The following is a 12747-nucleotide window of genomic DNA, read 5'->3' as shown; positions in this document are numbered from 1 at the left end:
CATTCCACTTTACAAATTTGTAGATGATGAATTGATTTTAATAGAAATTGATGACCTTTTAGAGGATCTCTTTGACAAATTAGATGCTGAAAGCCTTTATGTGACAACTGTTAAATCAGTATATAAAAAAAGAGTGTATGATGAGATTTTAATCACAATTTTTGCTTGTGAAAAATCACCTGTAGATGAATTCAGCAAATGGTTTTACAAAAACAATGATGTTTTGTGCCAGGAAGCGTTTGCCTATGAAATTGAAAACCGTTTGATTATTGAAAAATTAAGGTAAAAATGAAAATTCATCTAAATATGAATAATTGCATTATAAACATTATTAACAGAATAAGGAATGCTAATCTTGGGAGGGTTTGCTTTTCTGCTTTTCTATTGACAAACAGTAGTGCTGCAATTATCACCAACAATAATACATTAACTATTCTCAACATTGTTGCTAAATCCATTCTTTCACCTTCTAAATCTTTTTAATTTCTAATATTTCTATTTTGTTTCAGGTAAGATATATTTTTTGATTATTTTCATGCATGTTTTTTACATTTTAATTTATCGGGTTTAAACAATTTTTTCTTTTACAGTACTGAACGAATTTACACACAAAATAATAACAATATTTATTAACAAGTTAATAACAAAATATCTTTGACCTAGGTTAATACGGTGCCGTCAATATTTATGAAATCAAACAATTTAGGAGAAAATATCATGGAGATAAGAGAAACTATTGGAATAATTCTATTGATAATCGGATTTATAGCATCATTTTTTGCTCCTGCAGGATTTTTCCTGATAATTATAGGGGCATTGGTGTTTGGAAAAAACAGGCTGGCATTGTTTCTGTTCGCTACTGGTGTGAGAGTAATATTTCAGCCAAACGGTATTGCGTCAGGAATATTTCTTGCTTTAATCGGCGGAGGATTATTGGCTAAAAACCATTACTTCCCATTCGGATTTTCATTAACCGACAGTGGAAGGAGAAAATTCAACCCATTTACAGGCAAAAAGCATCACAACAGAGTCAATGATGATGAATTTCTGAAAAATTCCGCTAATGAATACTATCAGGTCATAAGCCAGTCACAGGTATTGGATGATAGTGAACACGGACAGCTGATGGTTAATGTCAGCGAAAAGTTAATAGATTCAGTTGAAAGCTACTTAAAAGCAATCGGCAGAAGCGACTTCACACAAAGATATTACGGTTGGGATTTCCATCTGATTGCAAGGGATGCGGTAAATGCGTTCTGCATGCCCGGTGGAAAGATTGTAGTGTTTTCAGGATTGTATTCAGTTATCGGTACTGAAGAGGAATTGGCATTCATTTTAGGCCATGAAATGGCACATTCACTATTGGACCACTCAAGGACATTGGCCAGTGCACAGAAATCTAAAAACCGCCTGAGAACCGGTGCAAAAATAGGAAGCATTGCTCTGAGCCTGGCAGGATATGGTGAAGCTGCAGCTGCTGCAAGAATAGCAACCAATGTGGCTGATGTGGGATCCCATTATTTTTTAATGAAGCCGTGGGGCAGGGATCAGGAACTTGAAGCAGATAAACTTGGAATGATGATAATCCATATGGCAGGATATGATGTTTCAAACGTTCCGGCATTCTGGGCACGAATGAGTGGAGGAGCTCATAAGAATGATTTCTTCTCAACACATCCGACAGATGAAAAAAGAATAAATCAGATGAAAAAGATAGCTCCAAAAATTGCAGGATGCAATGATTTCACTTCCAAGCCGATAATGGAATTGGTTTAGGGTTATTTGGGATTGGCCTTATTAACTGGTCAATCACTAATTCTTTTTAGAGCTTATTAGGTGAGTATGGTTAAAGTAGGTAGGGAAATGAACTGATTGAATTTTTAAACTGAACAATTTTGTATATTATTCAAAAACTGAAAACAAGGGGATTATGTGATTGTAGTCCATGATTTAAAGATACTAATTCAATGTCGATGAATATTTAATTACTCTATGTATCAACTTTCTATTTTTTTATGAGTTAAAATCAATTTTGGAATATTATTATACAAATATTTATATATTCTTTATTCCAAAATATTATTGTTTGTAGTAGTTGGTGATTAATATGGTTGAACAAATTGGTGATAGGATAAAAAAATTGAGAAAAATGCATAATTTTACTCAACAACAAGTTGCTGAATATTTAGGATTTAAACAAACACAAATTGCTAAATTGGAAAATAATGATAGGAAATTAAAATCTTCTTCACTAAATAAATTATGTGAACTTTATAATTGCCCAAAAGAATATATATTAAGTGGAATAGGAGAATATTCCAAAGAGAAATTTAAATTTCGTTCTTCAAAAGATTTGGATCTGGATTCCTTGGCAAATATGAATAGGATAATAAGAAATCTTAAAGAATTAAATGAGTTAAATGGTGATTAAATGAATTTATATAAACTTAATCAATTAGCCATTGAATTCAGATTGGATATTGGATTAAATCATGATACTCCTTTAGATTTTTTTCCGATGATTACAAGTAAACTAAAAAATCTGACAATAGTTTTTCTTGAAATGGATGAAAAAATTAGTGGGGCATGCTGTAAAGTTGATTCACAGCTAATTATGTTTATCAATTCAAAACACCCTAAAGGAAGACAGGTATTCACCGCAGCCCATGAATTATATCATTTGTTTTATGAGGATACAACATTCACAATATGCAATTTGAATAGCAATGATGAGGTTGAAAAAAACGCTAATCAGTTTGCATCATTCCTATTGATTCCAACTAATGCACTATACTCATATAAAAAACAGAATCATATAGAAAAATGGGATTTGGATTCCATTATCGATTGTGAACAGTATTTCCAAATTTCCCATGAGGCACTCCTTTACAGGCTAAAAACGGGTGGGGACATCACATTTGATGAGTTTAATGCTTTCAAGCCTAATATTAAATATAATGCCCAGCATAGAGGATATGATTCAGGATTATATGAACCATATATTGATAAGAATTACACTATAGGCAATTATGTGCGTTTGGTTGAAGATGTATATGAAAAAGACCTGATTTCAAATGGAAAAAGAGAAGAATATTTAATACAGTCATATCTAAGTGATTTGGTATATAATCTGGAGGATTTATGAGTGACAAAGAAATTTTCTATGATACGGATTGTCTTAGCTGTTTTATCAGTATTGATGATGTTTCAATACTAAAAAAATTGTTCAAGAAAGTAATAATCCCCTATGAAGTATATGACGAATTTTCTTGTGTAGCCATACTGAAAAAACGGGTCGATGATTTGCATTATGAAGGATTTTTGGAAATTAGGGATTTTGACATTGAAGCTGACAGTTATAATCTTTTCTTAAAACTTTGCAAAGGTGAGTTTACAGGAAGGAAAATTGGGATGGTGAAGCAGCAGCTATTGCATTAGCTGTAGAAAATGAGGGTATTTTAGCTAGCAATAATACAAGAGATATTGATGATGCAGTCAAACGATTCAATTTAACTAGAATCAACACTGGAGATATACTTGTTAAAGCATTTAATTGTCAAATTATTAGTGAAAAGGAAGGTAATGCTATTTGGAGTAAAATGCTTAATCAAAAAAGATATTTAACTGAAGCATCTTTTTCCGATTATTTGAAAAGACATCCAAACACCATATTCTAAATATTTAATTTGAGATCATCGTCATTTTAACAAGGAATTTCTTCAAAATATTCATATATTGAACTTTATTTTGATTATTGGCAGTTAAGTATAAAATTATCTTAGAGGAGTATATTGAATATATTTTTAACTTTTTTGAATTTTAAAAATTCATGATTAACATTTAAATACGATGAAGATTAACTATTTAATTAAATAGGTGATTGTAATGGCATTTATTTATAAAACTATCGCGGGGAATTGAGTATACGGATTTCCCGATGATGAAATTCCACAGCATACAGTCAGATTAGCAAACGATAATGAAATTGCTGATAATGACTTGAATGAAAGATATTTTTAAATTAGGTCATTTTAATGGCCTTTCTTTTTTTATCAATTTCATTTAAACTTGAAATTTACTAACACTTTTAAATCATATTCATGTAATTAAAATTGATTTATACACAATATAACAACAAACTTTATAAATGATGACTTACTAAAACATAATTACAAAAAACTGTTAATACTTTGTGTATAACCTCACCATCTTTAACTTTAAGCATTTCAAGTCAATGTCAAAAAGTTCATGATGAGTTTAATTCAGTTTAAGGTTGTGATATGATGAATCAGCTAAATGAATGTGACAAACTGTATGAAAGACAAGACTTTAGGGGATTATTAAAAAAATGTGATGAAATACTTGAAAATAATCCTGAAAATCAGAGTGCAATAGGATATAAGACAATCTCTCAAATATTTTTAGGAAATCCTGATGAGGCACTTGAAACCCTTGAAAGGGGAGTTGAAAAATATCCCAAAAACTATTATCTCAAAAATAACCTTTCAATGGCATATTATGATTTGGGAGAGTATGAAAAGTCCCTGAAATGCTGTGATGAAGGCTTAAAGATTAAAAACTTTGACTGGCTGTGGGAAAACAAAATCAAGGCTTTATTGAAACTTGACTTGATTGATGAGGCAATTGAATGTTATGAAAACGCACCGGGAATTATTGAAATTGTAGATTTAATGATTGATGTGGGTAAATACCGTGAAACTTTAAGGTATTGTATTGAAGAGGATCTGGATGGGTTCGAGTCAATCGTTGATAAAATCAAACAGAAGAATACATGCGAAATTGGTGAGTATTATATTTCATGGATTTACAAAATCAAATCAAAATCAGACATTCGCACCTGTCCTGAATGCGGAGGCAAGCTTATTCCAATAGTATGGGGATATCCTTTACCGGAAATGCTTGAACAGTCTGAAAGAGATGAAATATTTTTGGCAGGCTGCTGTTTGCCTCCAAATCCTCCTGGATATCACTGCAAAGACTGTGGCAGTGAATTTGATTTGGGATGTATGGGGCTTCATATTGAATGTGAGGACTACAGGTTAACTGACTATATCGAATATAAAATAAAAGAGCTGACTTCAAAACTCAAAATAGGATCTCATATTGCCATAAAATCATTGGAAACTCTTAAAAATGAATTGGGAGGTTTTGATGATAGGGAATTCGGCGAATTCATAGGTCATTTAACTGATCTTGACTATCTCTATGAGCCATGTGAAGGATTTATCCGGCTGGTCGGCTTTGATGATTGGAAATGCATGAAGGAATACTGCGATGAGGGTAAATACGCCGCCCCAAGATGGCTGGTTTATCCGCAACTCTCTCTAGCAACAATAGGCTGGAGAATGGGTGCTGGTGAAAACTATGTAATGAACATGCCCTATTATGGTGAGGAATTCGATAAATTATTCCCAAGGCCAAGGTACTGGGAGATCAACTTATTTGAAAGTCCGTATAGGCCGTTTGCCCCAATAGGATTTTTCTGGAATGAGGATGGAAAACCTAAATATCCGCATGCTGATGAAGGAATCAAAGTTAACGAATTCATAACCCTAACTGATGAGAAGGATTTCACCTCAGATACATTCACCTTCAAATCCATTGAGCATGCATTACTGCTTTCAAAAGCCTTATATTTTGAAAAATCCAATAAAAATGATTTAAAAGATATCGAATATACAAGTGATGAAGAAAAAACCTGGAGAATTTATGAATACTCAGTATTGCTTAATGCAAGCTACTTTAAAATCATGCAGGATGAAGAGTTAAGAAAAAAGCTATTGGAAACTGGTGATGAACCTCTAATTTATGATTCAGATGATAATGAAAACCTGTTTGGAAGAGCACTGATGGAACTTAGGGATGAAATAAGACGACTTTGTAAAAACGAAGATTTAATAGATTGGGAGTATACAGAATACCTGAAATACAAACCGTGGTTGGATTAAAATGCAGGAATTATTAAAGGAATGTGAAAAGGCATATGGTGAACATGATTATTCAAGGTTGAGCTGGGCCTGCAATCAAATATTAAAACAAGATAAAAGCAATGAAACTGCCCTTACCTATAAATTATATGTTTATTGCGATTGGCGCCAGTATCATATGGTTTTTGAAGTTGCAGACCAAATTCAGAGATTATATCCTGATAATTATCATGCTTATAACGCAAAGGCAATGGCATATTCCGGCAAAAATGAATTCAAAAAAGCTTTAAAGTACTGTGAGGAAGGTTTGAAAATCAATGATTACTATTGGCTTAAAATAAACAAGATTGAAAGTTTAATTAATTTAAATAGAACTGATGAGGCATATGAATTTTTCAAATCTTGTGATATTGCAGATTACACTTTCACAGAGGCACTGATTAATTGCGGAAAATACTCTAAGATTCATGAGTATGATGAGGGTTTATCCGAAGATGAATTAGTGGACTATTTATTAAATAGATGTCGCTACCTGAATAGGGGAGGTTTTTTTGAAGAAATTCTAACAGTCTGTGATGAGATATTTAAAATTGATGAGGATAATGAGATTGCACTTGGATATAAAATTCATTTCCTAGATGATGATGAAGAAATATTAAGATACTGTAGGCATGCCATAAAATTGTATCCTGGTAATTTCAGGTTCCATTTCAAAAAAGCTGAAACATTGCTGTGGGGTTTAAAAGATATTGACGGAGCTATCGGATGTTATGAAAAAGGATTAAATCTTGTTGAAGATTTTGACAGGTACTGGTTTGAAATTGATAATCTAATTGATGCTTTAAATAATAAAGCAGATCAGCTAATTGAATCAGACAATTACATTCAAGCAGTCAATATGTATGATAAAATATTATATTACAAGCCTAATGAATTTAATGCACTGGATAACATTGACTCACTTGTTAAAGAACATGATATCGGCTATGAACAAAGTGAGCATTATAAAAAATCTTTAAAATTAAGAACTGAACTGGAAAAGAGGTTTGACAAAATAGAGGAATACTTAAAAGATATTGAAATTGGCGAATATGATGGCGAGTATGTAAATGGATGCAGTGAATTTAAGGATTACAAATCACTTGCTGAGTATATTAGGGATGTAATAATTTGTCTTATGGAAGCTTATCCTGGCTATGATGAGGAAAGCTCAAAACATCTGGTAAAAATTGCATTTGACAATGTTAAGGAATCATTTGAATTTAAAGAATCAGCATTTGACTTTGCAGTGGTTTATGGATTTAGCGGAGGGTAGGATAATTATAAAAAAGATTTAATTCAAGGATTGATTATTCGGTTTACTTTAATTTGATAAGGATGTTATTTGGATAGTGTTTTTTCAACAAAATCCAAACTTACATTTACGATTCTTGCAATATCTTCAATTTTTAATCCTTCTTTTTTCAGATTAATTACGATTTTTTTGTTACTTTCATCCACTTTCATTTTTGCTACTCTTTCTGCATATTCTTCTATTATGTTCATGTTTTCACCAATGTTTGATATTCTTTATTCAAGGATTCGACTTCGAGAACTTGTCACACAGCATCAAGACTATTCCTTTTATGAATTGGCTAATATCATCATCCAAATCATGGATGTTGGTTATTTTGACTGCTGAGTCCAATATATTATTTTCAACAGTCTTTTCAGACTTCATGAAGCAAAGCAAACTTATCATGAGTAAATTTTTACTTCTAAGCTTTTGGTTAGTTCCTATTTTGGTATTTCTTCTATTTATAAGTTTATCTACATCAATGTTTTTGAGGGTGTGGATGTATATTGAAAAACGGGCCTTAGAACTTACATTGTATCATTTTATCTTCATTTTTTCAGCTGTGCTTAAAACATGGACTTCTATGGGTTTTTTGGATTTGATTTGACATGGTCAAAGAGTGCTGTGTAGAAGCGGAATTTCATTTTGTCTTTGGAAAAGCTTGCTTTGGCTAAATATTAACTTTAACGACCGACACTGTCATGTGAAAAACTTGTTTTAAAAGCATTGCATATATATCAAGGTTTTAAAGGAAAGTTATTTTCAAAAACATTGCAGTTAATGCGAAAGTGCTCTTCACATATAAATTGAAAATTCTTTTCATTTAATTTAATTGATGATTGAGTCAATATTATGATAGGAATATTTGTTATGATATCATTATTCATTCTTCAACTTATGGCCAAAGTATTTAATAATCTGAAATAAACTATTATTATGGAAGATGAAAAGCAAAGGCAACTAGTCGAAATGCTAACTGAATTCTGTGACGATTGCTTGAATGAGGAATTCAAGACTCTAAACATCAGGATGGTGGAAAAGCTTTCACAAAGGGATGATTTTTCAATCGGAAGGGATAAAACTGAAAGCTGGGCCTGCGCCATAGCTCTTGCCGTGGGACAGTTGAACTTTCTTTTTGACAGGTCATTTGATCCATTCATGACTCAGGATATGCTCTGTCACTATTTTGGTGTGAGCAGAGCCAATGCAACCCTCAAGTCACGTGACATCAGAAGACTCCTTGAACTTAGACTTGGCGATGAAGAGTTTTCAACCGAGTTTGTCTTGAGTATGGACATTCCAAAATCAGATGAGGATTTAAAGCGAATAAGATTGTTAAATGAGGTCAGACCACTTATTGCATCAAAACGGCCTGATGATGTCAATGATTTAAAAAACGATGAATTGATAAGGCTGTTTTTGGAATTTTATCAGGATTTTCATAATGATGAGGAGCTGATAAAACTGCTTAGAAAGACTTTTTTCGTTAATATCAAATCCCAAAATCAAAGCCTGATTCAGTCTTTGGGTTTAAACAAATTCAGGGTTCCGCTTTTCACAAGCACTGACGAATGCCGTAATTTCATGAATGATTTTAAGGATGTTGAGTTGTTTACATGGCCTTTCTGTAATGTGATAAACTATTTGGACAATCCAGATTTTGATGGCGTAATAATCAATCCTGAAAGTGACGGATTTCTGATTTCACGGGATATGATTGAGAAGATATTCAAAAATCATGAAAATATTGACTACTGGTCCATATTTTACATGTACTGAGGGTATTTGTATCATAAATATTCTTTTCATGTGCTCTTGGACAATGATGTGGCCCTGAAAAACAGTACGGATGATTTGGTTTTTGTCAGTCAGGACAAGGTATTTTCTAAAAATGCAGACCTGATAGTTGAAAACACCAAAATCAGTGAAATACTGAAAATTTAGTATTCTTTTGCATCAATAAATCTGAATGCACTTTGATATTAGTTTTGAGGGCTCTACGCGTTTAATTTTCAGTAAACTTTAAATATATTAAAATTCAATTTATTATTAGAAAAACTTAATAGTTTTTCGATTATTTTAGTTTAACATATGTTCTACTGAAATGCTGTATCTTCGACAGCACATACAACATTAGAGACAAATCATCTAGAAACAAACGGGTTAATGTCATATTGGATTATTGGGTGGTTGAAACTTAACTGTTTCAGCTGGTCAATATTGACAATTAACCTTAGCAATGTTAAAAATAGACTTTTTAAATCTCGTTTGTTTTTTCTCCTATAGGTGAGTTGCAGATTTAAATTCTGCAATTCCATTTATCAGGCCCTTATTTTTTTAGAAATTCATTAATTGTAGATAAACTTATTTTATGTATTGGTATTAATTTTTGTGAATATTTTGGCTTCTGTTTCACAATATGAGTTTTTATAAATTTATGATTGGATATTTTATATACAATAGCAAATTATTTAAATGACTGATTGTATATTTAATATACAGAGGTGTTTTATTTATGTTAGATGAAATCTTAGGTGATTATCCTCAAATAAAAGTAATTGATTACTTGCTGATGAATCCTTTTGCCGAATTATCCAAACTGCAAATTGCAGTTGGTGCTGAAATTTCTAGAATCACATTAAACAAATTCATTGACGATTTAACAGATAAACAATTGATAATAAGAAACTCAAATTCAAAATATCACCTAAATTTACAATCACCGATTGTAGTAAACTTAAACAGGTTTCTTGATGAGCTGAATAAAATAGCAATTGAAGAAGCAATGAACTATGCAGATGAATCATACGATGAAATAACTGATGATGAATTGGATGAGATTTTTGATGAAAGCAGTCCTGATGTAGATTTAATACAACTGGAAAATGAAATTCTAACACAGGAAGGCTACGGAATTTACATTGAAGAAGTAAATGAAAACTATGTATTGCTAGTATAATTTTGGAGGGTTTAGCATGAACGAAAACATTCAAATAAATAAAAACATAATAATTGATCCTGATTCCGAATTAATTTATGCCTCATCTGTAGGTGTTGGAGCAGACAATGAAGAAGTAAGGTTAATACTATTCAATAAACGCTTAACATCTGATGGGGAAAACATAGAAATACTAAACGAATCGGATACTCAAATAATATTAAACAGAACTGCAGCTTTCAAATTAAAAGAATTGCTGGATCAACACTTAAAATAATTTAGGTGGTTTGTATGGCTCTGGACGAAGAAAAGGAAGCAGAATCGAGCAGATATATTATATTTTTTATACAGGAACAATTACTGGCAAAAAAGACACACTCCAAAATCCAATATCTGCAACAAACTATCACAACATCCCTGCAAAGAAATCAATACAGGATTAAAAAAATTATACAAAGACAAACTAATCAGATACAAGAAAACAAATCACGGGGATGATGTTTTTCTAAACATTCATGAAAAATCAAAAATCGAAAAAGAAATCCAACATAAACTGGACCAATTATACAATTGGAAATAAAAGTAGATTACTTTAAAAAATTCTTTATTTTGATAAATTTCATTTTAAATGCTAAAACATCATATATAAGTCATGTTTCCATTAACATAATGTTAATAATTTAAAGCTACTTATCCAGATTTAATTAACATTAACTGCCGTGTTTTCAATATAAATTAGTTTCCAACCTAATCAAAGCGATTTGGAAATGAAATTTTGAATAGCTAATGTCGATGTTAATGTTAATCATTATATTTATATAGGTTCGAATCTAAACTTTTAATTGGAAAAGCTTTTAATGGTTTTTCCCAGTTTTTTCGACGATTAACATCGTCTGTGCAAACAATTTACTGAATTTAAAATGTAACCTAATAGAATGTAAATTAAACGGATTATTATTTGGTTTAAACGTTTTGTTTTAAGCTGGATAATATTAATTTGTATTCTTATGAAAAATCGTATAAAACACTATTGAAAAGAGAAAATGTTTGGTTTAATTATTAATCTTACATTTTTTCTATTTAACATGCATTTTTTTTATCTTATTTTAAAAATAAAGAGTTAACATTAACATAAGGTCATGAATGTTTTTATGGAAATCACATGATTTTCATGATATTTGTCACAAACTAGCTGCAATGTCTTTTGTTTTTCCGGGGCTTCTGAGGCCGTATTTTTCTTAAAGAAATATACGTAATATCATTTTTACATTAACTCTTTTCAGCGCAGATGTTTTTGTGATTTTGTGCTTTTTCGCACTTTGAAAATTTATATTATAAATCGCTTACAAAGTATGATGTGGATTAAGTACTTCATCCAAAACTCATTTGTCTGAGTTTAAAACCATAACATTGTTTAAATAGGGGTAATGATATGAGAGAACGAATATATTCAAAACATTTTGACAAGGGTCATAGTATCCTGTTCAATGGGGCACCTGCAGAATATACGACTATTATGGGGGTACCTGGTTTTTTTTGTAAAAAAGATTAATCGGATGGTGCATTTGAAAGATGGCACTGGTGGTGAGATGGATGCTGCATATATTGCAGATCCGGACTTTGAATTACTGTTTGAAAGGGTTGCAGTTGCATTTGAACATCAGTCAAAACCAGTTGGCGATGAAAAGTTGGACAAATTCGGTGACTATGATACTCAACTGGTTGTTGATGAACATTTGCCGACATTAATCTGTGTGGCTTGTAATATAAGTCCCTCTAAATCTGTAAATGAGCTCATCCGCTCACCTTCAGACATTACAAAGCCATATTTCCTTGACCTTAGTGAGGATAACATATATAAAAGGTTAAATATGGTGGAGGGGATAATTAATAGTAATGAGTACTTGTCAAGAGAAAATGCATTAAATCTCGGCGTGATAGTGCTTTTTGCACCTCGAAATCATGCTTGTGAGCTGACTGAAAGAGTAGTTAATCTCTACATTAAAATTTCAATGGATTTGGATTTTAAAATAGGATTAATTCTGTATTCTGTTATTGTATTGATGATTGATGCATATTTTGATGATGAAGATGAATTTAGGAGGTTGATGGATATGATGGATAATAATACTTCTTCTGAAGTTATTGATGGATTTTCTCCTTTTGATGGTTTTAGGGAAAGTTTGGAAAATGCTGATAGGAGAATTGCGGAATTGGAAGAGGAAAATTCTAGGATTTCTGAGCTTGAAGCAGAGAACTCTGAGCTTGAAGCGGAGAATTCTGAGCTTGAAGCAGAGAACTCTGAGCTTGAGGCTAGAATTAAGGAATTGGAAAATCAGATTTATGGAAAATAGAGTTTGATTGAATATTCTTTTTTTCATTTTTTTTGCTTAATTTTTATTTTGTGTTTAAAATATTGATGGTTGATGGATATGATGGATAATAATACTTCTTCTGAAGTTATTGATGGATTTTCTCCTTTTGATGGTTTTAGGGAAAGTTTGGAAAATGCTGATAGGAGAATT

Annotated in this window: 16 protein-coding genes; 13 read left to right on the top strand and 3 right to left on the bottom strand. The window is 31.6% G+C overall.

The annotated features are described in order from the left end of the window. A partial coding sequence (locus tag IJ258_RS03345) for a hypothetical protein (protein WP_292802893.1) occupies positions 1–286 on the top strand: 286 nt, incomplete at its 5' end. Between the two features lie 10 nt (positions 287–296). On the opposite strand, the gene IJ258_RS03340 is transcribed toward IJ258_RS03345, so the two are convergent. Next, on the bottom strand, positions 297–458 hold the full coding sequence (locus IJ258_RS03340; RefSeq protein WP_292802890.1) for a hypothetical protein: 162 nt from the start codon (positions 456–458) through the stop codon (positions 297–299). 259 nt (positions 459–717) lie between these two features. Between IJ258_RS03340 and IJ258_RS03335 the strand changes: the two genes are divergently transcribed. The 6 genes from IJ258_RS03335 (at position 718) to IJ258_RS03310 (ending at position 7263) form a co-directional block, all read left to right on the top strand. Further along, positions 718–1776: a M48 family metallopeptidase gene (locus IJ258_RS03335; RefSeq protein WP_292802886.1), complete on the top strand. Its 1059-nt coding sequence runs from the start codon at positions 718–720 to the stop codon at positions 1774–1776. 331 nt (positions 1777–2107) lie between these two features. After that, entirely contained in the window at positions 2108–2431 is a 324-nt protein-coding gene (locus IJ258_RS03330) for a helix-turn-helix domain-containing protein (protein ID WP_292802883.1), read from the top strand. After that, a complete protein-coding gene (locus tag IJ258_RS03325; RefSeq protein WP_292802880.1) occupies positions 2432–3145 on the top strand; it encodes an ImmA/IrrE family metallo-endopeptidase in 714 nt (237 codons plus the stop codon). After that, positions 3142–3438, top strand: coding sequence for a hypothetical protein (locus IJ258_RS03320; RefSeq protein ID WP_292802877.1), 297 nt, complete (start codon positions 3142–3144; stop codon positions 3436–3438). The genes IJ258_RS03325 and IJ258_RS03320 overlap by 4 nt, the downstream gene beginning before the upstream one ends. Before the next feature lie 842 nt (positions 3439–4280). Continuing rightward, complete coding sequence (locus IJ258_RS03315) at positions 4281–5969, top strand: hypothetical protein (protein ID WP_292802875.1); 1689 nt, start codon at positions 4281–4283, stop codon at positions 5967–5969. 1 nt (position 5970) lies between these two features. Beyond that, positions 5971–7263, top strand: a complete 1293-nt coding sequence (locus IJ258_RS03310) for a hypothetical protein (protein ID WP_292802872.1) — start codon at positions 5971–5973, stop codon at positions 7261–7263. A 65-nt stretch (positions 7264–7328) separates the two neighbouring features. Here IJ258_RS03310 and IJ258_RS03305 read toward each other — a convergent pair whose 3' ends face one another. Then, positions 7329–7493 (bottom strand): hypothetical protein, encoded by a 165-nt coding sequence (locus IJ258_RS03305; RefSeq protein ID WP_292802869.1) that lies wholly within the window; start codon positions 7491–7493, stop codon positions 7329–7331. 28 nt (positions 7494–7521) lie between these two features. Then, entirely contained in the window at positions 7522–7668 is a 147-nt protein-coding gene (locus IJ258_RS03300) for a hypothetical protein (RefSeq protein ID WP_292802866.1), read from the bottom strand. Positions 7669–8220: 552 nt separating this feature from the next. Here IJ258_RS03300 and IJ258_RS03295 point away from each other — a divergent pair. The 6 genes from IJ258_RS03295 to IJ258_RS03270 all read left to right on the top strand — a co-directional run bounded on the left by IJ258_RS03295 (position 8221) and on the right by IJ258_RS03270 (position 12576). Next, positions 8221–9063 carry a DUF6398 domain-containing protein gene (locus tag IJ258_RS03295; protein ID WP_292802863.1) on the top strand — a complete coding sequence of 281 codons (843 nt, stop codon included), beginning with the start codon at positions 8221–8223 and terminating at the stop codon, positions 9061–9063. A 6-nt stretch (positions 9064–9069) separates the two neighbouring features. Beyond that, positions 9070–9228, top strand: coding sequence for a hypothetical protein (locus IJ258_RS03290; protein WP_292802860.1), 159 nt, complete (start codon positions 9070–9072; stop codon positions 9226–9228). Positions 9229–9799: 571 nt separating this feature from the next. Then, on the top strand, positions 9800–10243 hold the full coding sequence (locus IJ258_RS03285) for a hypothetical protein (RefSeq protein WP_292802857.1): 444 nt from the start codon (positions 9800–9802) through the stop codon (positions 10241–10243). A gap of 16 nt (positions 10244–10259) precedes the next feature. Beyond that, entirely contained in the window at positions 10260–10499 is a 240-nt protein-coding gene (locus IJ258_RS03280) for a hypothetical protein (protein WP_292802854.1), read from the top strand. Between the two features lie 14 nt (positions 10500–10513). Then, on the top strand, positions 10514–10720 hold the full coding sequence (locus IJ258_RS03275) for a hypothetical protein (protein WP_292802851.1): 207 nt from the start codon (positions 10514–10516) through the stop codon (positions 10718–10720). A gap of 1067 nt (positions 10721–11787) precedes the next feature. Then, positions 11788–12576, top strand: a complete 789-nt coding sequence (locus IJ258_RS03270; RefSeq protein ID WP_292802848.1) for a hypothetical protein — start codon at positions 11788–11790, stop codon at positions 12574–12576. Positions 12577–12747: the final 171 nt, after the last annotated feature.

Source organism: Methanobrevibacter sp. (genome assembly GCF_017468685.1).
GTDB lineage: Archaea > Methanobacteriota > Methanobacteria > Methanobacteriales > Methanobacteriaceae > Methanocatella.
Note: the sequence above shows the minus strand (reverse complement) of the source record. Positions and strands in the feature narration are given on the sequence as shown.

Coding starts and splice junctions, on each gene's coding strand:
- IJ258_RS03325 (WP_292802880.1), top strand. CDS start 2,432: ATGAATTTATATAAACTTAATCAATTAGCCATTGAATTCAGATTGGAT.
- IJ258_RS03295 (WP_292802863.1), top strand. CDS start 8,221: ATGGAAGATGAAAAGCAAAGGCAACTAGTCGAAATGCTAACTGAATTC.
- IJ258_RS03285 (WP_292802857.1), top strand. CDS start 9,800: ATGTTAGATGAAATCTTAGGTGATTATCCTCAAATAAAAGTAATTGAT.
- IJ258_RS03335 (WP_292802886.1), top strand. CDS start 718: ATGGAGATAAGAGAAACTATTGGAATAATTCTATTGATAATCGGATTT.
- IJ258_RS03300 (WP_292802866.1), bottom strand. CDS start 7,668: ATGAAGTCTGAAAAGACTGTTGAAAATAATATATTGGACTCAGCAGTC.
- IJ258_RS03275 (WP_292802851.1), top strand. CDS start 10,514: ATGGCTCTGGACGAAGAAAAGGAAGCAGAATCGAGCAGATATATTATA.
- IJ258_RS03340 (WP_292802890.1), bottom strand. CDS start 458: ATGGATTTAGCAACAATGTTGAGAATAGTTAATGTATTATTGTTGGTG.
- IJ258_RS03280 (WP_292802854.1), top strand. CDS start 10,260: ATGAACGAAAACATTCAAATAAATAAAAACATAATAATTGATCCTGAT.
- IJ258_RS03310 (WP_292802872.1), top strand. CDS start 5,971: ATGCAGGAATTATTAAAGGAATGTGAAAAGGCATATGGTGAACATGAT.
- IJ258_RS03320 (WP_292802877.1), top strand. CDS start 3,142: ATGAGTGACAAAGAAATTTTCTATGATACGGATTGTCTTAGCTGTTTT.
- IJ258_RS03305 (WP_292802869.1), bottom strand. CDS start 7,493: ATGAACATAATAGAAGAATATGCAGAAAGAGTAGCAAAAATGAAAGTG.
- IJ258_RS03315 (WP_292802875.1), top strand. CDS start 4,281: ATGATGAATCAGCTAAATGAATGTGACAAACTGTATGAAAGACAAGAC.
- IJ258_RS03330 (WP_292802883.1), top strand. CDS start 2,108: ATGGTTGAACAAATTGGTGATAGGATAAAAAAATTGAGAAAAATGCAT.